Source organism: Paracoccus sp. (in: a-proteobacteria) (assembly GCF_047973135.1).
Lineage (GTDB): Bacteria > Pseudomonadota > Alphaproteobacteria > Rhodobacterales > Rhodobacteraceae > Paracoccus.
The window spans coordinates 31,229-49,932 of sequence record NZ_JBKEBL010000195.1 but is presented as its reverse complement, the minus strand read 5'-3'; the positions used below and the strand labels follow the sequence as shown (position 1 = coordinate 49,932).

The following is an 18,704-nucleotide window of genomic DNA, read 5'->3' as shown; positions in this document are numbered from 1 at the left end:
AGGTATTGTTATCCTTGCTTTCGTTCCTGCGCCGGCCCCCAGCCGCCGCCATTCGCCGTTTCGATGTGAACCGCGTCGCCCGGCCCGATTCGGATGCCCGAGGCGAAGGCAAAGCCCTCGCTGCGGCCATCGGCGCGGTGGACCCGGATCGCGTTATGCCCGCCAGGATCGCCGCCAGCCGCGCCCCAGACAGGCACGCTTGTATGCGAGAACCCGGCGGACAGCGTGGCCGGGCCGCGCGGGCGGTAACAGATCGACAGGCCGCGCCCGCCGCGATGCAGGCCACGCCCCGCTTCGCTGTCCGACAGCCGCCGCCAGCCGACATCAATGCCATAGCGCGCCTCGCAGATCTCGACCGGGCAGTTGAAGGTATCGCCGTGATTGGTCGAATACATCGCGTCCAGCCCGTCGCGATCCGCCGTTGCGCCCCAACCGCCCATCTGCGGCTCGACCATGGTGTAAAGGCGACCGTTATCGGGATGGATCCCCGCGATCACGGTGCCGCAGATGGACGAGAAATGCCCGGCGGGCAGGCGGTCGGGGATCACGCGGGACAGCCCGTTCCACAGCATGTCGGCCAGCCGGATCCGCGTTTCGGAATAGAACCCGTGAGCCGCAGGCGGGTTTGGATCAAAGATCGAACCCTTGCGCGTCAGCACCCGCAGCGGGCGGAACGACCCGGCATTGGCGAACAGTGTCGGATCGGTCAGCACCTTGAAGATCAACTGACACGCAATCCGTGTCCCGTCAGCCGAAGTGTTGAACGGTCCTCGCCGCTGATCCGGCGCATCGCGCAGATCGACGGTGAAACTGTCGGGCGAAATCTCGACCGTGCCGTGCCATGTATCGCCCTCGTCCTGTTCCATCGCGACCGGAAAGCGCCCGTGCGGCAGCCTGCCCAAGCCCTGCAAGCTGCGCGCCTCGCCTTCGGCAAAGGCGGCCAGAACCGCGTCCTCGATGGCATCAGGGCCATAGGCCCGCGCCATCGACAGGATCGGCAGGGCCGAGCGGCGGCCCGCGGAAATCTGCGCCCACAGGTCGCCGGTCACAAAATCCGGCAGGCGCGAATTCAGCGCGATGATGTCAAAGACCGCATCCTGCCTGCGCCCTGCCTCGAACAGGCGCAGGCAGGGCAGGCGCAGCCCTTCCTGAAAGATCTCGGTCGCGTCGGCGGCGATGGAACCGGGGGTCATGCCGCCAACATCGTTCCAATGCGCAATCGAGGTCGTCCAGGCCAGCAGCCGCCCGTCATGAAAGACCGGCTGCGCGACCACCACATCGTTCAGATGCGTCACCCCGCCCCAATAGGGATCGTTGGTCACAAAGACATCGCCGTCGCGGATGGTGCCGTCATGGACCCCGATGATCCGTTTCACGGCCTTGTCCAGCACGCCGATAAAGCCCGGTATCCCTGCGCCCGAGGACATGATTTCGCCCCGCGCATCCGTTACCCCGGTGCCGACATCCAGCACCTCATAGATGATCGGGCTCATCGCGGTCTTTTTCAGCACCGCAAAGCTTTCATCGGCGGCGGCTATCAGCCCTGCCTGAATGACCGACCGGGTAAAGGGATCGGGCGGGGCCATCAGGTGCCCGCCACGAACACATCGCGCGGCAATTCGGACAGGCGTACCGGGCCATCGGCGGTCATATAAACGATATCTTCCAGCCGCAGCCCGAACCGCCCTTCCAGATAGATCCCCGGCTCGATGGAAAAGACCATGCCTTCCTCAAGCACGGTCTGGCTGGAACCGCTGATATAGGGCGGCTCGTGGACCTCGACGCCCAGACCGTGCCCGGTCCGGTGGGTGAAGCAATCGCCATAGCCATGCGCCGCGATGTGGTTGCGGGCGGCCGCGTCCACCTCATGCGCCCTTGCGCCGATCCGCGCGGCGGCCATCGCCGCCTGCACTGCACCTTCGACAATGGCGTGGATTTCGTCATAGCCTTCGGGTTTGTCGCCCACCACCGCCATGCGGGTGATGTCGGACGGCATGCCGTTCAGCCGTGCGCCGATGTCGATCACCACCGCATCGCCGCGTTTCAGTACCGTGTCGCCGGTGTGGTGATGCGGAAAGGCGCCGTTGCCGCCGGTGCCGACGATGGTGAACAGAGGCTCGGCCCCGGCCCGGCCAAAGCAATCGCGCACGACCTGCGCCAGATCGGATTCGGTCATGCCGGGCCGGATCGCGGCAAAGGCTGCACGCATCGCCTGATCGTCCAGCCGCGCACTTTCCTTCAGCGCCGCCAGTTCACCCGCGTCCTTGCACATCCGCAACCGGCCAATGGTCGCGTCGGTAAAGCTGCGGCGCATGCCGGGCAGCAGGTCAAGCACGGTCAGCGCGAAATCGGCGCGCATCGTTTCGTCGATGACCACGGCGCGCGCATCCGCGCCGCCCACTGCCGTCAGCGCCTGCGCCAGCGCATCGCCGGGGCCGTCGGCATCCTTCCATTTGAACATCGGCAGGTCGGTATGCTGGCCCGAGGCCGGGGCCTCCAGCGCGGGCATCACGAAAACCGCGTCCGCCTGCGTGACCAGCAGCGCCAGAAACCGTTCATCCCCATGGGGCTGAAACCCCAGCAGCCAGCGCATATGCGGGCCGGTTCCCAGCACGATCATGTCATTGCCGGTCTGGCGAAGGCTGTCGCGCAGCCGCGCGATGCGTGTTTCCGTTGCCTTGTTGGTCATTTCAAGCCTCATAGCCATAAACCTGTTTCGCACGTTCGGGCGTGATCAGCCCGTCGGCAATATCCCCGGCGATCCTTGCTGCCGGGCGATCCGTCGGATCGCCCATGCCGCCGCCGTTCCCGGTGATCACCCGGATCACGTCGCCCGGCTGTGTGCGCAGCCCCGAGACAAAGGCAAATTCCTGCGCTTTGCCCTGACGCGGCATAAAGCGCACGTAGTTCGGGCTGCCGTCGCGTCCGCCATCCAGCCCCCATGCCGGACAGCGCGAGCGGGTATAGCCCACGGTCAGATAACCATCCTCGGCGCGGGTGCGATAGTCGATGACGACGCCGCGCCCGCCAGTCTCGCGCCCTTCGCCGCCGGGTTCGGTGTTCAGCTCCATCCGGTCGATGATGACACCGTTTCGGGCCTCGTTGATCTCGGCAGGGCAATTATAGGTCTCGCCGTGGAAGGCCGAGAAGATCGCCGAATTGCCGTCGCGCCCGCGCGCTGCGCCCCAGCCGCCGACCTGGGGTTCGATGATCGTGTATTGGCGGCCCGTATCGGGGTGAATGCCGCCGATGAAGGTGCCACAGACGCTGGCGAAATGACCCGCGCCCAGATGCTGCGGCATATGCGGGGCCAGACAGCGCCACATCAGGTCATAGGCGCGCAGTTCGATCTCGTAATAGAACCCCATCGCCACGGGTTCCTGCGCGTCAAAGACCGAGCCGGGCCGGGTCAGCAACTCGATCGGCCGGAACGAGCCGCCATTCGCCGGCCCGCGCGGATCGGTCAGCGATTTCAGGATCATCTGCGCGGCGATCATCACTCCGTCACGGCAGGCGTTGACCGGCCCGGCCACCTGATCGGGATTGTCGCGCAGATCGACGATGAACTTGTCGCCGGTCAGCGTGATCCTGACGTTGAACACATTGCCATCGTCCTGTTCCTCGCTTAGTTCGAACCTGCCTTTCGGCAGTTCGGCAAGCGCCTTAAGCGTCACCGCCTCGCCAAAGGCCATAAAGTCGCGCAAGGCGGTTTCGAATGTATCGACGCCGTATTTCGAGGCGATCTCTTCCAGGCGCCGCGCGCCAACACGGGCCGAGGAAATCGCCGCCCAGACATCGCCATTCAGCACGTCGGGCATGCGCGAATTGGCGATGATGATGTCAAAGACCGGGGCGACGGGTTGTCCCGCCTCGATCAGGCGGATGGGTGGCAGGCGCAGCCCCTCTTGAAAGATCTCGGTCGCCTCGCCGGTCAGCGATCCGGGTGCCATGCCGCCCACATCGGAATTATGCGCGATATTCGCCGTCCACGCGACCAGCCTGCCGCCGGCAAAGACCGGCATGGCGACGATGATGTCGTTCAGATGCGTGACTCCGCCGTGAAACGGATCGTTGACCGCGAATACATCGCCGGGCCTGATGGTATCGGCGGGGAATTTGGCGACCATCTGTTTGACCGCCTTGTCCAGCACGCCGACAAAAGCCGGGATCCCGGCCCCTGATGACGCGATCTCGCCCGCCGCGTCCGTGATCCCGGTGCCCATGTCCAGCACCTCGTAGATGATCGAACTCATCGCGGTTTTCCGCATCGCCACGAACATCTCATCCGCGACGGCCTGAAGCGAGTTCTGGATGATCTCGCTGGTGATCGGATCGACACTCATCACGCGCCCCCTTTCCGCAGGATGATATGCAGATTGCCCCAGCGGTCCATCTCGACATGGTTGCCGGGATGGATGACGATGGTGGTGCCGGGATCCTCGACGATGGCGGGGCCGGCGAAGCTCATGCCCGGCTCTAACAGGTCGCCATCATAAATATCGGCCTCGTGAATGCCATCGGTCGCGTAATCGACCCTGCGCCGACCCTTTTGCGCGGCGCTGGCGGGGGCGTCGGTCAGCGGGCGTTCGACGGGCTTGAGCTTGCCCATCTCGGCAGAGGCGACGACATGCAGGCCGACCATCTCGACCGGGGCATCCAGACGATAGGTATATTCCCTTTCATAGGCGCGGTGAAAATCGTCCGCGATGGTGGCAAGCCCGGCCCCGGTCACGGGGCCATCGACCGGAACCTCGACCGTGTGTTCCTGATTTTGATAGCGAAACTTTCCGAACCGGCGCAACCTGATCTGCGCGGGATCGACGCCCTCATCGGCGAATTGCGCGCGGGCCTTGTCCTCGATCCCGGCAAAGCGCGCCTCGATCCCCGCTGCCGCGCCATCGCCCAGATCGGCCAGTGCGGTCAGGAAATAGTCGCGCCTGAGGTCGGACATCATCATCCCCCAGGCCGAAAAGACCGAGGCCCCGGTGGGAATGACCACCTTTTTCACGCCCAGTTCCTGCCCAAGCGCCACTGCATGCATCGCCCCCCCGCCGCCAAAGGCCAAAAGCACGAAATCGCGCGGGTCGTGGCCCCGGTTCAGGGACACCAGTTTCAGCGCGTTCACCATGTTGTTGTTGGCGATGCGGACAATGCCGCGCGCGGCCTCGTCGCGCCCGATGCCCAGCCGGTCTGCCACACGTGTCAGTGCCGCGCCTGTTGCCGGCATGTCGGCCTGCACGGAACCGCCGCAGAAATAGTCCTTGTTGATCCGCCCCAGCCACAGATTCGCATCCGTCGTCGTCGCGTCCTGCCCGCCGCGCCCATAGGCCGCCGGGCCGGGCGAGGCCCCCGCCGATTGTGGCCCGACATGCAGCTTGCCGAAATCGTCCACCCATGCGACCGAGCCGCCGCCATTGCCGATTTCGACCAGATCGACCACCGGCACCATGATCGGATACCCGGCCGAGCTGCGGTCGCGTTCGATCCAGTAATCGGTCATGATCCGGACCTCTCCGCCCTGGATCAGCGAACATTTCGCGGTGGTCCCACCGATGTCCAGCGCCAGCACATCGGGTTCGCCGATCAGCTTGCCCAGTTCCGCCGCGCCCCAGAACCCCGAGGCCGGGCCGCTTTCGACCATGGTGATCGGGGTCCGGGCCGTCGCCGACAGGCTGTCCACGCCGCAGTTCGATTGCATCACGTAAAGCTGGCCGTCGAAATTGCTGTCCTTCAGCCCCGCCTCAAGCCGCCGCAGATAGCGTTCGGCGACTGGTTGCACATAGGCAGACAGCACGGCGGAATTGCTGCGTTCATATTCGCGCCATTCGCGGCTGATCTGATGCGAGCCTACGGCCGGTACTTCGGGCCACAGCTTGGCAAGCGCGGCCAGAACTGCCTCTTCATGGGCGGGGTTGGCATAGGAATGCAGCAGCGACACCGCCACCGCGCCCACCCCTGCATCGCGGAAATCCTGCACGATCCCGGCAAGACCCGACAGTTCCAGCGGCTGCGTTTCCTGCCCCAGATAATTCATCCGCCCCGGCACCTCGCGGCGCAGCGCGCGGCGGACAAAGGGCTTGGGCTTTTCGTAATGCAGGTTGAAGAAATCGGGGCGATTGCCGCGCGCGATTTCCAGCGTGTCGCGGAAACCCTCGGTCGTGATCAGGCCCACGGTCACGCCCTTGCGTTCGGTCAGTGCGTTGATCACCACCGTGGTGCCATGGGCCATGAACCCGACCTTGGCCGGATCGACGCCGCCCTTGCGCAACACATCCAGAACGCCGCGTTCGAAATCCGGCGGCGTGGTGTCGGATTTCGCCGTCCGCACGCGCGAGATACCGGTATCGCTGTCGGTCTCGAAACAGACCAGATCGGTAAAGGTGCCACCCACATCGGTCGCGACCCGGATCGTCTTGCCGGTCATGCCGGTTTCCCCCTCTTGCTGGTGTCGTTCATCCGTTGCAGGCACAGCGCGGCGGGTGCGATCAACCGTGCCGCCCGCGCCACCCGTTCGGGCGTGTAATGCCCCGCCACATCCAGACAGTTCAGCGTGCCCGGAACCCGGCCCGCGATGACAAGGGGCAGGTTCAGGCAGCTTTCGCAGCCCAGGCTGCGGATCAGGTCGTGATCGCCGAAATGCGCGGCGATTTCGTCTATATTGTTCGCCACGAAGGGCTGATGCCGGTTCAGCACCAGATCGACCCAGGCGGTTTCCCCGACCGGCTTGGTGCCGCCCGCCGGATAGGCATCCGGCATGTTCGACCAGATTCGCGTGGCGCAGCGCGTTGCCTCGTCAAAGGTCATTACCGTGAACAGCACCGCGCCGATTTCCTGCTGCGTCAGCGCGCAAAGCGCGGCCATGCAGGCAGCTTCACCGCCAGGCGCGGCGATGGCGGCGGCAAAATCACGCCATGCGGTCATCGGCTTTCCTCGAAACTGTTCCGATGCCCCGCATAGACCCCCGGCAGATCCGAGATCTGGTCGCCGAACACGTCCAGCGTGCAGATATGCAGGATCACCGCAGGCTGACTGGTGTGATTCCAGGTGGCGTGACGGCGGGCCGAGGAAAAATGCAGCGTATCGCCCTGCGACAGGGTGATCGTCTCGGTATCCAGTTCCACGGTCAGACTGCCCTCAAGGACAAAGATGATTTCTTCGCCGTCATGGCTTTGCGGCTCGATCCGGGCACCGGCGGGTTCATGGATGATGACCCCGGTCAGCCGCGATCCGGGAAAGGTCGTCGTGATACGCTCATAGCTGTGGGCCGCACCCGGAGCCAGCCGCAGCCGGTGCAGCGGGCGGTCCAGACTGCGTGTCGCCTGGGCAACCGGCAGGGTTTCGGGCAGCAGATCGGGCATGCCGACGCCCAGAACCTGCGCGATCGCCCGCAGCGATGTCAGCGAGGGCGCACTGACGCCCCGTTCGATCTGGCTGATAAAGCTGATGGACAGCCCGGTACCGTCGGCAATCTTGCGCATGGGAACCTTGCGCGCCTTGCGCAACGCCCGCAGCCTGCTGCCAACGCCCTCGGGGGCAGTCTGGTCCTCTGCGATCCCGTCCAAATCCCCCTCCAGAAATTTGAAGCCTGACTTCATTTGAAGTGTGGCTTCACTTTTCAGAAAATTTTGTGCAAATCAAGTCTTGACTTGCGCGGAGGCAGCAGAATCAGCGTTTACCGATACCCGAGAACGTCGGCGCAATATTCCGCCACGGTTGCGGCAGGATAATCCGGTTCCGCATGGCGTAAAAAGCGTGCGCTTTTGGCTATTCCTGGCCGGATTTCAACCTGCTGCCGTCAGCGATATACAGGTGTTATCCGTCCGTGGGCAGCAGGCCCAGCAGGCGGGCGCGGGTCACGACCTGTTTGCGCGATCCGGCATTCAGTTTGGCGAAAAGATTTTTCATGTGCCATTTGACCGTGTCTTCGTGAATGTCCAGCGCCCTGCCGATTTCCTTGTTTGACAGGTTCCGTGACAGAAGATCGACGATCTCGCCCTCTTTCGGCGTCAGCACACCCGAGCGTGCGGCGGCGGGGCCTGGTTGCGGCAGAGATGGTTGCGGCGGCACGGCCTCGTCCCCGGTCCTGCCCGCCTCGTGCCGTCGCGCCAATTTGTCCAGCAGCGGATGCGCGTCACGCAGCACGCGGTTCAGCTTGTAGATCCGCGCCAGACCGCAGACCTCGTCCAGCAGCGCATTCGCGCCCGGATCGCCCAGACGTTCATGGACCAGCGCCAGCATGCCCAACAGCTCGATCTTGAGGCGGTCCTTGCGGGCGGCGCGGGCGATCTGAAGCGCTTCGTTGAAAGGCGCGGTCGCCTTTTCCCAGTCGCGCGCGGCACAGGCCGCATAGCCCTGCGCGACAAGGATGTGGAACCTGATGCTTTTGCGCCAGATCGGCCCGTCGGGAATGTCATCTCCGGCCAGCAGCGCGTTGATGGCCGCGACAAGTTCGGCGCAGGTCACGGCGCGAAAGCTGCGGGCGTGCAGCCGCACCTGTTCGGTCATCGAGATGATGCGCAGCCGGGGCAACCTGCGCCGCTGACCGATGGCGTCCAGCGCCTCAAGCAGTTCCATTGCGCGGTGTTCCTGCCCGTCGGCCGCCGCCGCCCGCGCAAGGGTGCGATAGCCAAGCTGCACCGCCTCGGGCAGGCCGTCCTGTTCCAGCGCGTCAAGGCGGTTGGCAAGGGTGACGCATGCCTCGTCCGGGCGGTCCTGTTCCCATTGCGCCGCCGCCAGCAACGCCGCCAGTGTCGCGGAAAACGGATGCCGCCGCCCAAGTTCGACATCCGACTGGACCGAGGCGGGCCGCAGGATCATCTCGGCCAGGCGCACCTGTCCCTCCCAGAAATAACTGAGCCCGATGATCCAGTCGCTCCACCGTTGCATATAGGCGGGGGGGCGAAAACCGGGCGGCGCGGTGGTCTGTTGATGCAGCCGCGCGCGTGCCGGTTCGCCCAGAAGAAATTCGCGATAGGCCGAGCGGTTGGCATAGACCTGCAACAGCAGCGGATCGTTCAGCGGCGGATTGGCCCCCCAGCCGTCGTAAAGCGCGACAAAGCGGTCCGGCTGATCGGCCAGAACGGCGGCGGCCCCCTCGATCAGCGCGCATTCCAGCTTCATCTGCGGATCGCCCGGTACGATGCGCGCGATCATGCGCCCGGCTTCTTCGTGCCTTTCGCCCAAGGCAAGGCACCACGCCCCCGCGATCAGCAGTTGCGGCCGCGCGTCGATTTGCTCTTGCGGGATCAGATGCAGCCACGGCTCGGCCTCGGTCAGGCGGCCCTGACGCATGACCGTGTCATAAAGGCTGTGTTCGGCCAGATCGCTGGCCCGGTCGGTATCGCCCGCCGCCAGCGCATGACGCGCCGCATGCAGGGGCATCCGGTGGTCCAGCAGCCAATCCGCCGCGCGGCGGTGAAGTTGCTGCCGTTCCTTGCCGGGCAGAGCGTCGAAACGGCGCCGCAATTCGTCATGGACCAGCGAATGCAGGCGCAGCCAGTCACCTTCTTCTTGCGGGGCAAGCAGCGGCGTGATCGTGGCCAGACGCCGCACATCGGCGGCGGTGCCGGGATCTCGGGTCATCGCTGCCGCCAGATCGGGGGTGATTGCCTCGGGTGCGGAAAGCCGTGTCAGCAACGCCTTGTCCGCCGCATCCAGATCGCCCAGCAGCCCCGCGACCAGTTGGCCGCGCCCCTTGCCGCGTTGCGCAAGTACCGCCGTCGCCGCCGCGCGCGGATCGCGGCTGCGCTGCATCAGCGACACGACAAGCTGCACCCCCAGCGGCCAGCCTTCGGTGACATCATGCAGATGGGCCGCAATCTCGTGATCCAGCGCATCGCCGGTACGGGCGCGCAGCAGGGCGACGGTATCGTCGATGGCAAAGCGCAGATCGGCAGAGCGCAGCACCTCGCACTGACCATGCGCGACAAGATCGTCCAGCCTGATCTGCCCCTCGCCCCTGAGGCCGATATAGGCGCGCAGGTTGGGCGGCAGGTTGTGCAGCAGATATTCCAGCGCCAGGGCCGAGCGCGGCGACAGCGTGTCGGCCTCGTCGATAATCACCACGGTGTCCCGCCCGGTCCGGGCGCATTCGGCCAGCCAGCCGGTCAAGGCACCCAGATCGTTGACGGGCGAGGCGTCCAGCATCTCCAGCAGCGTATGGCCAAAGGCCGGCTGGCAGGCCGCCTCGCGGAAACTCAGCGTCAGGCTCTGGATCAGTGCGGCGGGTGTGTCGTCGGCGCGTGCGGACAACCACAGCACAATCCGCCCCTGTTTCAGGCTTTCGCGCCGCCATTGCGCCAGAATGGTCGTCTTGCCATAGCCCGGCGCGGCCTGAAGCAATATCGCGGGCGCGTCGCGCAGCCGCCCATCGGCCACGCTGAGCTGAGGCCGTTCCAGCAGATTGAACTGTTCACGCGGTGGCGTGGTCGCAAGAACCATCCCCGCCGGCATGACCGTACGGTCCCCCGGAGCCTGTCGCCCGTTACCAGTCAAAAGCACACCTCCCCGGCGATTCGCCCATGCCGCGGTGACAGACTATGTCAATCGGGTCACAGAATGGAACGCCCGCAGGCCGTTTTGCAGCCTGTTATTGCGGCATTTACGAAACGTCCTGTTCAGGTTCGGCGCGCTTCCGGCCCCGTCCATGGGGCTCGGTCCAGTCGATCACCGGGTTGATCGGGATGATCCTCTGCGGATTGATCCGGTCGTGGCTGAAGTGGTAATGCCGTACGATATGGTCGAAACTCACCGTCCCGGCCACGCCCGGCATCTGATACAGTTCGCGCGTCCAGCCCCAGAGGTTTGGATATTCGCGCAGCCATTTCCGATTGCATTTGAAATGCGTATGATAAACCGGATCAAAGCGGATCGCAGTGGTGAACAGACGCCAGTCGGCCTCGGTCAGCCGGTCGCCCGCCAGATAACGGTTGCGCGACAGGATGTCCTCCAGCCAGTCGAGACTGTCGAATAACGGAGCGACGGCCTCGTCATAGGCCTCTTGCGAGGTGGCAAAGCCAGCTTTGTAGACGCCGTTATTCACCGTGTCATAGATGCGCGCGTTCAGGGCCTCGATCTGCGGGCGCAGATCGGCGGGATAATAATCGTCGCGATTGCCGGTCAGCCCGTCGAAGGCCGAATTGAACATGCGAATGATCTCGGCGCTTTCATTGCTGACGATGGTATTCTGCGCCTTGTCCCACAGTACCGGCACCGTGACCCGGCCCGAGGCCGCAGGATCTGCGCGCAGATAGATGTCGCGCATGAAGCGGCTGCCGAACAGTGTGTCGCCGGTCGCATCAGGATAATCCGTCGCAAAGGTCCAGCCATCGGACAGCATGTCGGGATGCACGACCGAGACCCCGATATGCGGCACCAGCCCCTTGAGCGCGCGAAAGATCAGCGTGCGATGCGCCCAGGGGCAGGCCAGACAGACATAAAGGTGATAGCGCCCGCCTTCGGCAGCAAAACCGCCCGTTCCCGACGGCCCCGGCGCACCCTCGGGCGTGACCCAGTTGCGCCACGCGGTCGTCACGCGCTGAAACCGCCCGCCCGTGCTTGCCGTATCATACCAGGCGTCCGTCCAGACGCCGTCAACCAGTTGTCCCATGGCTGTTCCTTTCCTGTCGTGTGTGGCCAGAGGCCCCGGGCGGGCCGGTCAGCGAATCCTGACCGAGCTGTTATAGCTGACGGAAGCCGACTTGATCATCAAATTGGCGCGGCATCAGCGTGATATCAAAAGGTTATAGCAAAACAACATGATAATTTCGAACGCATTTGGCTAAATGATGATCGTCCAGGACCATAATGCAAGTTGTCAGGGCGATTCAGGTTTTTCCCAACAGCCATAATGGGGGACTGAAGGAACCTGCTGAAGCAAGAGGGGCGCTGCCGTTGGCGGGAATGGCACCCTGACGGGAAAGTCTGGTTGCACAGACCAACCTTTGTCAGGAAAGCAGCTTATGGCTGATGCCGCGAATGCGGTAACTATGCCGCGCCCCAACCCGGCTTAGCTTGCCTCGTCCGCAAGCACCTTTTGCACGCCGGGATCGGCGGCAAGGCGGTCGTGCAGGGCCTGTATATGGGAATAGGCGGCAATGCCATCCGGCAGCATTTTGGCCCCCCAACGCAGCATCGGGAAGGCATAGGCATCGATGACCGAGCGTGCGCCGCGTCCCGGACCCAGAACCCAGTCGCGCCCGTCAAGATGCGCGTCAAGGATGGACATCTGTTTTTGCACCAGCTTGTGCCCGGCCGCGACCACGGCCTGCCGCGCCTCGGGCGCGCGGTCGGTGGTGTAACGCTGCGGCGTGAATACGGGCCAGAAGGACGCGTGCATGTCCGATGTGAAGAAGGCTGACCAGCGATGCGCCTCGGCCTTGTCGCGCAGGGAATCGCCGCCGGAAAGCCCGGCCTCGGGGTGTTTCTGCGCCAGATAATCCAGGATGGCCCCGGCCTGTGTCAGCAGCCAGCCGTCATCCTCGCGCAGCGTCGGTACCGCACCTGCCGGGTTCACAGCCAGCAGCTCTTTCGAGCCGAACTGTACCCTTACCGCCTCATAGGGCGCACCGATCCATTCCAAAACGATATGGGGCGCAAGCGAACATGCCCCGACAGCATAATAAAGCGTGGTCATTTCATCCTCCGGGCCGCTGCAATGGCGCGGCACAGATGCCGGCCACGTTGCCGGGGAGAAGGCTAAATCATGTCCGCGACGGCGTCCATTCCCCCCGATAGCGGGCTACTTTGCGGCGGGGCGAAAGGCGGCGATCCGGGTCGGGTCGGTCTCGATCCGGGCCGCGCCCAGAAGGTCGAGACAATAGGGGACCGCCGCGAAAACGGCGTTCAGGCAGGTGGCGATGGCCGAGGGCTTGCCGGGGATCGTGATGATCAGCGTCGCGCCGCGGCTGACCGCCGTTTGTCGCGACAGGATGGCGGTCGGTACCTCGCGCAAGGATGCGCGGCGCATTTCCTCGCCGAAACCGGGATATTCGCGTTCGGCCACATCGGCCACCGCCTCGGGCGTCTGGTCGCGCGGGGCGGGGCCGGTGCCGCCAGTCACAAGGATCAGGTCGGTGCTGTCGGCCAGTTCGCGCAGCTTGGCGGCCACCACCGCGCGACCGTCAGGGACGATATGGCGGACGATCTCGACCGGCGAGGTGATCACGTCGCGCAGCCAGCCTTCCGCGCCGGGGCCGCCCTTGTCCTCGTATTCGCCACTGGCGGCGCGGTCGCTGACGGTCAGGATGGCGATGCGGGCGGGGCGGGTCATGGGCGGGCCTTTCTGTTGCCGGGGGCCAATGTGGTCGAGCGGCGGCGGAAAGAAAAGGCCGCGCGGCCACGCCGAACCGTCATTCGGCGTGGCGGTCCGGCGCGGCTTATTTCACCCGCGCGTTCCGGTTTGCCACCAGCTTCAGCCGCAGTGCGTTCAGCCTGATAAAGCCCGCCGCGTCTTTCTGGTCATAGGCTCCGGCGTCATCCTCGAAGGTGACATGCGCCTCGCTGTACAACGAATGATCCGACCAGCGGCCAACGCAGGTCACGCTGCCCTTGTACAGTTTCAGCCGCACGGTGCCGGTGACATGTTCCTGGCTTTTGTCGATCAGCGCCTGCAACATCTCGCGTTCGGGGCTGAACCAGAAGCCGTTATAGATCAGTTCCGCATAACGCGGCATCAGGCTGTCTTTCAGATGGCCCGCGCCGCTGTCCAGGGTGATCTGTTCGATGCCGCGATGCGCCTCAAGCAGGATGGTGCCGCCGGGGGTTTCATAGATGCCGCGTGACTTCATCCCGACAAAGCGGTTCTCGACGAAATCCAGCCGCCCGATGCCGTGCTTGCGGCCATATTCGTTCAGGTCGGTCAGGATCGTGGCGGGCGACAGGGCCTGACCGTTGATGGCCACCGCATCGCCGCGTTCAAAGGTCACTTCGATATATTCGGGCTGATCGGGCGCATCCTCGGGATGGACGGTGCGCTGATAGACGTAGTCGGGGGCCTCGACCGCCGGATCCTCCAGTGCCTTGCCCTCGCTGCTGGTGTGCAAAAGGTTGGCGTCCACACTGAACGGTGCCTCGCCGCGCTTGTCCCTGGCGATGGGGATCTGGTGCTGTTCGGCGAATTCCAGCAGCTTGGTGCGGCTGGACAGGGTCCATTCCCGCCACGGAGCGATTACCCTGATTGCCGGGTCCAGCGCATAGGCCGACAGTTCGAACCGCACCTGATCGTTGCCCTTGCCGGTGGCACCATGGGCAACCGCATCCGCGCCGTGCTGATGGGCCAGTTCCACCAGACGCTTGGAAATCAGCGGGCGCGCGATCGAGGTTCCCAGCAGGTACAGCCCCTCGTACAGCGCATTGGCGCGGAACATCGGAAAGACGAAATCGCGGACGAATTCCTCGCGCAGATCCTCGATATGGATATTGCCGGGGGCGATGCCCAGCAGCTCTGCCTTCTTGCGGGCGGGTTCCAGTTCCTCGCCCTGGCCCAGATCGGCAGTGAAGGTGATGACCTCGCAGCCATATTCGGTTTGCAGCCATTTCAGGATGATCGAGGTGTCCAGCCCCCCGGAATAGGCCAGAACGACTTTCTTCGGCGCGTCAGTCATGCAGATAACCCTTCATCGAATTTCCGCAGGGAATAGGGCCAATCGCCGCCTGTCACAAGGGCAAGTCCGCCGCCGGGCCGCAGCCCGGTCGAAAAAGGCCGCAGGATGTCTCCTGCGGCCTTGCGTCGGTCAGCCCTTGGCCTGCCGGTTTCCGGGACGGCGCGAGGGGCGGCGCGCCGGGCGCTTGTCGCCACCCCCGCCTGCTGCTGCCGCCGTCTTGACCGGCTTGCCACGTCCGCGCGGGCCACGGCCCGAAGGCGCGGGCGCGGCCGGAGCCTCGCCGCCAATGACCGGGATGTCGGCCTTCATTGCGCGTTCGATGGCGCGCAGGTCGGAAAACTCGGCCGGGGCGCAGAAGGCGACGGCGCGACCGTCGCGGCCCGCGCGTGCGGTGCGGCCGATGCGGTGAACATAGTTTTCCGGCACATTCGGCAGGTCGTAGTTATAGACATGCGCGACCTCGGGAATATCAAGGCCCCGCGCCGCCACATCGGTCGCCACCAGCACCTGCGTCTCGCCCTTGCGGAAGGCCTGAAGCGCGCGTTCCCGCTGACCCTGGCTTTTGTTGCCATGGATGGCGGCAACGGCGAAGCCCCATTTCTCCAGCAGATTGGCCAGCTTTTCGCTGCCGTATTTGGTGCGGCCAAAGACCATGGCCAGCTCGCCCGGATGTTTGGACAGATATTCGGCCAGCAGGGTCGCCTTGTCGCCCTGACTGACGAAATGCACGCCCTGATCGATCCTTTTCGCCGCCTGCCCCGGAGGGTTCACGGCGACCTTGACCGGATCGGTCAGATAGGTCTCGGCCAGTTCCGACATCAGCTTGGGCATGGTCGCCGAAAACAGCAGCGTCTGCCGTTCGGGCGGCAGCATCTTCGCGATGCGGCGCAGCGCATGGATAAAGCCGATATCCAGCATCTGATCGGCCTCGTCCAGCACCAGATAGGTGGTCGCCGACAGATCGACGGCACGGCGTTCGATCAGGTCGATCAGCCGGCCCGGCGTCGCGATCAGCACATCGACACCGCGCGCCATCCTTTCGGTCTGGACATTGATCGAGGCACCGCCGACCACCCGGAAGCTGCGGATGGGCGTACCTTCGGCATAGGAGTCGATATTCTGCGCGATCTGGGTGGCCAGTTCGCGGGTCGGCGCAAGGATCAGCGCGCGGCAGGTCTTGGGATCGGGCTTGCTGCCGAACTTGATCAGCCGGGTCAGCATCGGCAGGCCGAACGCCGCCGTCTTGCCGGTGCCGGTCTGCGCCAGCCCCAGCACATCGCGCCCCTCGACCACTGCGGGGATCGCCTGCGCCTGGATCGGGGTCGGGCGGCTCAGGCCCATCGCGGCGATATTGGCGTTGATCCGGGGGTCGATGCCCATATCGGCAAAGGGGCCGGTCGGCAGCGGATCGCGCGCGGGCGCGCGGCGGCCCGGATTGGGGGCGGCATGATGCGGCCCGCGCGGCCGGGATTTGTCGCGACCGAAGCGGCGGCGAGAGTTCTTCTGTTCCATAAACAACTTTCGGTCCCCGCGCCCCCCGTATCGGGCGCAAGGCAGGGGCCGCGCGTCACGGCGCGGCGATCAGCAGGGGTGCGGGCCAGATACGAGTTTGCCCGCAAGCCTCCCCGCGTGAATGGGAAACTGGATAGCGTCGCGCCACAGGCGATTTTTCGCGGCTGCTCACGCGGCAGCAGGCGGCGACGTGGTGCAGATGGGGCATCCTTGCGCGAAAGTCAAGCGCGATCAGTCGTGTCCAGCCAGATCGTCACGGGGCCGTCATTCAGCAGCCTGACTTTCATATCCGCGCCGTACACCCCGGTTTCAACCGGAATACCCTGCCCGGCAAGACAGGCGGCGAAATCCTCGTACAGCCGCCGCCCGTCTTCGGGCGCGGCGGCGGTGGAAAAGCCGGGGCGGTTGCCGCTGCGCGTATCGGCGGCCAGCGTGAACTGGCTGACCACCAGCGCGCCGCCCTGAACATCGGTCAGCGACCGGTTCATCCGCCCCTGATCGTCGCGAAAGATGCGCAGCCGGGCCACGCGCCCCGCCAGCCTGGCGGCGACGGCCTCGTCATCGCCCTGCATGGCGCAGACCAGCACCAGCAGCCCCGGCCCGGTCTGGCCGACGATGCGGCCATCCACCTCGACCGACGCCTCGGCGACGCGCTGGACCAGCGCCCTCATGCGCGGCGGTTCCAGGCGGCGAACAGCAACATCCCCGCCAGCATTGCCGCAAAGAAAATCAGGAAAGGTGCCCCGCCGATGCCCAGAGAGGCCATGGCGGGGCCGGGACACAGGCCCGTCACCCCCCATCCAAGGCCGAACAGGGCCGAACCCGCGATCAGCCGGGCATCGATGCGGGCCGGGGGAGCAGGCGGAAAGGGCAACCCCGTGGCCGAGGCGCTGCGGCGGCGCACCACGCGCCATGCGATCAGCATCGGGATCATCGCGCCGGTCAGCACGAAACCCAGTGTCGGATCCCAGTTGCCGAACACATCCAGCCAGCCCTGCACCTTCGCGGGGTCGGTCATGCCGGACACCAGCAGCCCCGCTCCGAACAACGCGCCGGTCAGCGCGGCGATCACGATCCGCATCATGCCTGCCCCCCCAGGGCCCGGACCAGCAGGACGGCCACGCCACCCGCCAGCAGATAAACAACCGTGGCAACAATGCTGCGCCGGGACAGGCGCGGAATGCCGCAGACACCATGCCCCGAGGTGCAGCCATTGCCAAGCCTTGTGCCGAAGCCGACCAGCAGCCCCCCCAGAATCAGCGTTCCCGTGCCGGCGGCCGGGGCGTGGGCCAGCCCCAGCCCCAGCCGCACCAGCAGCGCGGGCATCAGCGCCAGCCCAAGGACCAGCGCCAGCCTTTCGCCCGCATTCGCCCGACCGGTGCCATCGACCAGCCCGCCCAGAATGCCGCTGGCCCCCATGATCCGGCCATTGCCCAGAAGGTACAGCGCCGCCGCGCATCCGATCATCACGCCGCCGGTCAGGCCAGCGATCCAGTCCGGGTTCATATCTCGCCTCTTGAATGTTATGACGGCAGATATATTCCCGAATTTATATATGTCAATTCCCGAGGACGATTCCCAGTACCACCGTCATCAGCCCCAGTGCCGATACCCCAAGTGCGGCCATGTTCACCATCAGCACCCGGCGCATGGTGGCCCGCAACGCCTCGTCCGTCTGGCTGGCCCGGCGGGCGCGCGCCACTGCGACGATGCACCAGACCAGCGTGGCCAGCCCCGCCAGTGTCAGCGCAGCGCCCCCCCAGATCAGCATGTCGAAAATACCCATCCCAAGCCTTTCCTTGCCGCAGCAAGCCCCTAGCGCCGATTGCACCCCGCGACAAGAGCGCCTAAAGCCTTGGGCCGACCGCAAGCGACGAGGTAGATATGAACGACGGACCGGACGCTTCCTATAACGTGACATCCGACGAACTGCGCCAGTTCATCGAACGGATCGAGCGGCTTGAGGAAGAAAAGAAAGACATCGCCGACCAGATCAAAGAGGTTTTCGCCGAAAGCAAGGGCCGCGGCTTCGACGCCAAAGCCATGCGCGCCATCCTGAAAATCCGCAAACGCGAGCCGAATGACCTGGCCGAGGAAGAGGCCATCGTCGAGATGTACAAGCAGGCCCTTGGCATGTCCTGACCGCGCCGCGCCGGGGCCGCGAACCTGCCCCGGCACGTTCCCCCCGTGTTGTCTGACACAAAGAGTCGCAGGACGTGCGAAGAGGTGGGGCCACATTGGTGCTCATGTTGCCGCAGGAAAAACGGCAAACTGTCGGATCACATCTGAACCGCCATAGCCAGACAACATGATCAGATAAAAGTCGTCTGGCTTTATCATTCGGCGTTTGCGGCGTGCGGCCGGTATTCGCGGTGATCGACTTTATTGCCTGACGACTTTCTTTTGATTATGTTGTCAGGCTATAACCATTTGATTTTACGCTGATGCTGCGCCAATTTGATGATCAAATTGGCTTCCGTCAGCTATACTGTCTGCCATCACGATGCAGGAAACGTCTTCGCAAGCGGCCTGGATCGCGTCAGATCAATCTTTGACAGCGAGCAGGCCAGAGAGGCCAAGACATGGGGC

General features: G+C 64.8%; 18 protein-coding genes and 1 pseudogene. 1 reads left to right on the top strand and 18 read right to left on the bottom strand.

The genetic code is table 11. The annotated features are described in order from the left end of the window. Positions 1-8 precede the first annotated feature (8 nt). From ACK5L9_RS15280 to ACK5L9_RS15195, 18 genes and pseudogenes are all read right to left on the bottom strand, one after another. A complete protein-coding gene (locus ACK5L9_RS15280) occupies positions 9-1,586 on the bottom strand; it encodes a hydantoinase B/oxoprolinase family protein (RefSeq protein ID WP_416912324.1) in 1,578 nt (525 codons plus the stop codon). Beyond that, positions 1,586-2,689 (bottom strand): M24 family metallopeptidase, encoded by a 1,104-nt coding sequence (locus ACK5L9_RS15275; protein ID WP_416912323.1) that lies wholly within the window; start codon positions 2,687-2,689, stop codon positions 1,586-1,588. The genes ACK5L9_RS15280 and ACK5L9_RS15275 overlap by 1 nt, the downstream gene beginning before the upstream one ends. A 1-nt stretch (position 2,690) precedes the next feature. Next, positions 2,691-4,343, bottom strand: coding sequence for a hydantoinase B/oxoprolinase family protein (locus ACK5L9_RS15270; RefSeq protein ID WP_416912322.1), 1,653 nt, complete (start codon positions 4,341-4,343; stop codon positions 2,691-2,693). Beyond that, a complete protein-coding gene (locus ACK5L9_RS15265) occupies positions 4,343-6,424 on the bottom strand; it encodes a hydantoinase/oxoprolinase family protein (RefSeq protein ID WP_416912321.1) in 2,082 nt (693 codons plus the stop codon). Before ACK5L9_RS15265 ends, ACK5L9_RS15270 begins: the two co-directional genes overlap by 1 nt. Then, on the bottom strand, positions 6,421-6,921 hold the full coding sequence (locus tag ACK5L9_RS15260; protein ID WP_416912320.1) for a GAF domain-containing protein: 501 nt from the start codon (positions 6,919-6,921) through the stop codon (positions 6,421-6,423). The genes ACK5L9_RS15265 and ACK5L9_RS15260 overlap by 4 nt, the downstream gene beginning before the upstream one ends. Then, a complete protein-coding gene (locus ACK5L9_RS15255) occupies positions 6,918-7,562 on the bottom strand; it encodes a helix-turn-helix domain-containing protein (RefSeq protein ID WP_416912319.1) in 645 nt (214 codons plus the stop codon). The genes ACK5L9_RS15260 and ACK5L9_RS15255 overlap by 4 nt, the downstream gene beginning before the upstream one ends. A gap of 250 nt (positions 7,563-7,812) precedes the next feature. After that, positions 7,813-8,238: a response regulator transcription factor gene (locus ACK5L9_RS15250; protein WP_416912355.1), complete on the bottom strand. Its 426-nt coding sequence runs from the start codon at positions 8,236-8,238 to the stop codon at positions 7,813-7,815. Then, positions 8,219-8,392: a 2Fe-2S iron-sulfur cluster-binding protein gene (locus tag ACK5L9_RS15245; protein WP_416912354.1), complete on the bottom strand. Its 174-nt coding sequence runs from the start codon at positions 8,390-8,392 to the stop codon at positions 8,219-8,221. Before ACK5L9_RS15245 ends, ACK5L9_RS15250 begins: the two co-directional genes overlap by 20 nt. A gap of 1,604 nt (positions 8,393-9,996) precedes the next feature. Continuing rightward, positions 9,997-10,440, bottom strand: a pseudogene (locus tag ACK5L9_RS15240) (ATP-binding protein); the annotation flags it as partial. Positions 10,441-10,600: 160 nt separating this feature from the next. Further along, on the bottom strand, positions 10,601-11,608 hold the full coding sequence (locus tag ACK5L9_RS15235) for a glutathione S-transferase family protein (protein ID WP_416912318.1): 1,008 nt from the start codon (positions 11,606-11,608) through the stop codon (positions 10,601-10,603). Positions 11,609-12,007: 399 nt separating this feature from the next. Beyond that, complete coding sequence (locus ACK5L9_RS15230) at positions 12,008-12,634, bottom strand: glutathione S-transferase family protein (RefSeq protein WP_416912317.1); 627 nt, start codon at positions 12,632-12,634, stop codon at positions 12,008-12,010. 105 nt (positions 12,635-12,739) lie between these two features. Continuing rightward, a complete protein-coding gene (gene mog, locus ACK5L9_RS15225) occupies positions 12,740-13,270 on the bottom strand; it encodes a molybdopterin adenylyltransferase (protein ID WP_416912316.1) in 531 nt (176 codons plus the stop codon). Positions 13,271-13,376: 106 nt separating this feature from the next. After that, a complete protein-coding gene (locus ACK5L9_RS15220) occupies positions 13,377-14,603 on the bottom strand; it encodes an argininosuccinate synthase (protein ID WP_416912315.1) in 1,227 nt (408 codons plus the stop codon). A gap of 129 nt (positions 14,604-14,732) precedes the next feature. Continuing rightward, positions 14,733-15,983, bottom strand: coding sequence for a DEAD/DEAH box helicase (locus ACK5L9_RS15215; RefSeq protein WP_416912353.1), 1,251 nt, complete (start codon positions 15,981-15,983; stop codon positions 14,733-14,735). Between the two features lie 353 nt (positions 15,984-16,336). Further along, positions 16,337-16,786 carry a D-aminoacyl-tRNA deacylase gene (gene dtd / locus ACK5L9_RS15210; protein ID WP_416912314.1) on the bottom strand — a complete coding sequence of 150 codons (450 nt, stop codon included), beginning with the start codon at positions 16,784-16,786 and terminating at the stop codon, positions 16,337-16,339. Then, positions 16,783-17,199, bottom strand: a complete 417-nt coding sequence (locus tag ACK5L9_RS15205) for a DUF6691 family protein (RefSeq protein WP_416912313.1) — start codon at positions 17,197-17,199, stop codon at positions 16,783-16,785. The genes dtd and ACK5L9_RS15205 overlap by 4 nt, the downstream gene beginning before the upstream one ends. Next, positions 17,196-17,621 carry a YeeE/YedE family protein gene (locus tag ACK5L9_RS15200; RefSeq protein WP_416912312.1) on the bottom strand — a complete coding sequence of 142 codons (426 nt, stop codon included), beginning with the start codon at positions 17,619-17,621 and terminating at the stop codon, positions 17,196-17,198. The genes ACK5L9_RS15205 and ACK5L9_RS15200 overlap by 4 nt, the downstream gene beginning before the upstream one ends. A 52-nt stretch (positions 17,622-17,673) precedes the next feature. Next, on the bottom strand, positions 17,674-17,901 hold the full coding sequence (locus tag ACK5L9_RS15195) for a hypothetical protein (protein ID WP_416912311.1): 228 nt from the start codon (positions 17,899-17,901) through the stop codon (positions 17,674-17,676). Between the two features lie 98 nt (positions 17,902-17,999). Between ACK5L9_RS15195 and ACK5L9_RS15190 the strand changes: the two genes are divergently transcribed. Continuing rightward, positions 18,000-18,257, top strand: coding sequence for a DUF2312 domain-containing protein (locus ACK5L9_RS15190; RefSeq protein WP_416912310.1), 258 nt, complete (start codon positions 18,000-18,002; stop codon positions 18,255-18,257). The last annotated feature ends 447 nt before the right edge of the window (positions 18,258-18,704 follow it).

Excerpts from the sequence above, each read along its gene's own strand:
- ACK5L9_RS15280 (WP_416912324.1), bottom strand. The coding sequence starts at position 1,586 with ATGGCCCCGCCCGATCCCTTTACCCGGTCGGTCATTCAGGCAGGGCTG.
- ACK5L9_RS15275 (WP_416912323.1), bottom strand. The coding sequence starts at position 2,689 with ATGACCAACAAGGCAACGGAAACACGCATCGCGCGGCTGCGCGACAGC.
- ACK5L9_RS15270 (WP_416912322.1), bottom strand. The coding sequence starts at position 4,343 with ATGAGTGTCGATCCGATCACCAGCGAGATCATCCAGAACTCGCTTCAG.
- ACK5L9_RS15265 (WP_416912321.1), bottom strand. The coding sequence starts at position 6,424 with ATGACCGGCAAGACGATCCGGGTCGCGACCGATGTGGGTGGCACCTTT.
- ACK5L9_RS15260 (WP_416912320.1), bottom strand. The coding sequence starts at position 6,921 with ATGACCGCATGGCGTGATTTTGCCGCCGCCATCGCCGCGCCTGGCGGT.
- ACK5L9_RS15250 (WP_416912355.1), bottom strand. The coding sequence starts at position 8,238 with ATGCTGGCGCTGGTCCATGAACGTCTGGGCGATCCGGGCGCGAATGCG.
- ACK5L9_RS15235 (WP_416912318.1), bottom strand. The coding sequence starts at position 11,608 with ATGGGACAACTGGTTGACGGCGTCTGGACGGACGCCTGGTATGATACG.
- ACK5L9_RS15230 (WP_416912317.1), bottom strand. The coding sequence starts at position 12,634 with ATGACCACGCTTTATTATGCTGTCGGGGCATGTTCGCTTGCGCCCCAT.
- mog (WP_416912316.1), bottom strand. The coding sequence starts at position 13,270 with ATGACCCGCCCCGCCCGCATCGCCATCCTGACCGTCAGCGACCGCGCC.
- ACK5L9_RS15220 (WP_416912315.1), bottom strand. The coding sequence starts at position 14,603 with ATGACTGACGCGCCGAAGAAAGTCGTTCTGGCCTATTCCGGGGGGCTG.
- ACK5L9_RS15215 (WP_416912353.1), bottom strand. The coding sequence starts at position 15,983 with ATGGGCATCGACCCCCGGATCAACGCCAATATCGCCGCGATGGGCCTG.
- dtd (WP_416912314.1), bottom strand. The coding sequence starts at position 16,786 with ATGAGGGCGCTGGTCCAGCGCGTCGCCGAGGCGTCGGTCGAGGTGGAT.
- ACK5L9_RS15205 (WP_416912313.1), bottom strand. The coding sequence starts at position 17,199 with ATGATGCGGATCGTGATCGCCGCGCTGACCGGCGCGTTGTTCGGAGCG.
- ACK5L9_RS15200 (WP_416912312.1), bottom strand. The coding sequence starts at position 17,621 with ATGAACCCGGACTGGATCGCTGGCCTGACCGGCGGCGTGATGATCGGA.
- ACK5L9_RS15195 (WP_416912311.1), bottom strand. The coding sequence starts at position 17,901 with ATGGGTATTTTCGACATGCTGATCTGGGGGGGCGCTGCGCTGACACTG.
- ACK5L9_RS15190 (WP_416912310.1), top strand. The coding sequence starts at position 18,000 with ATGAACGACGGACCGGACGCTTCCTATAACGTGACATCCGACGAACTG.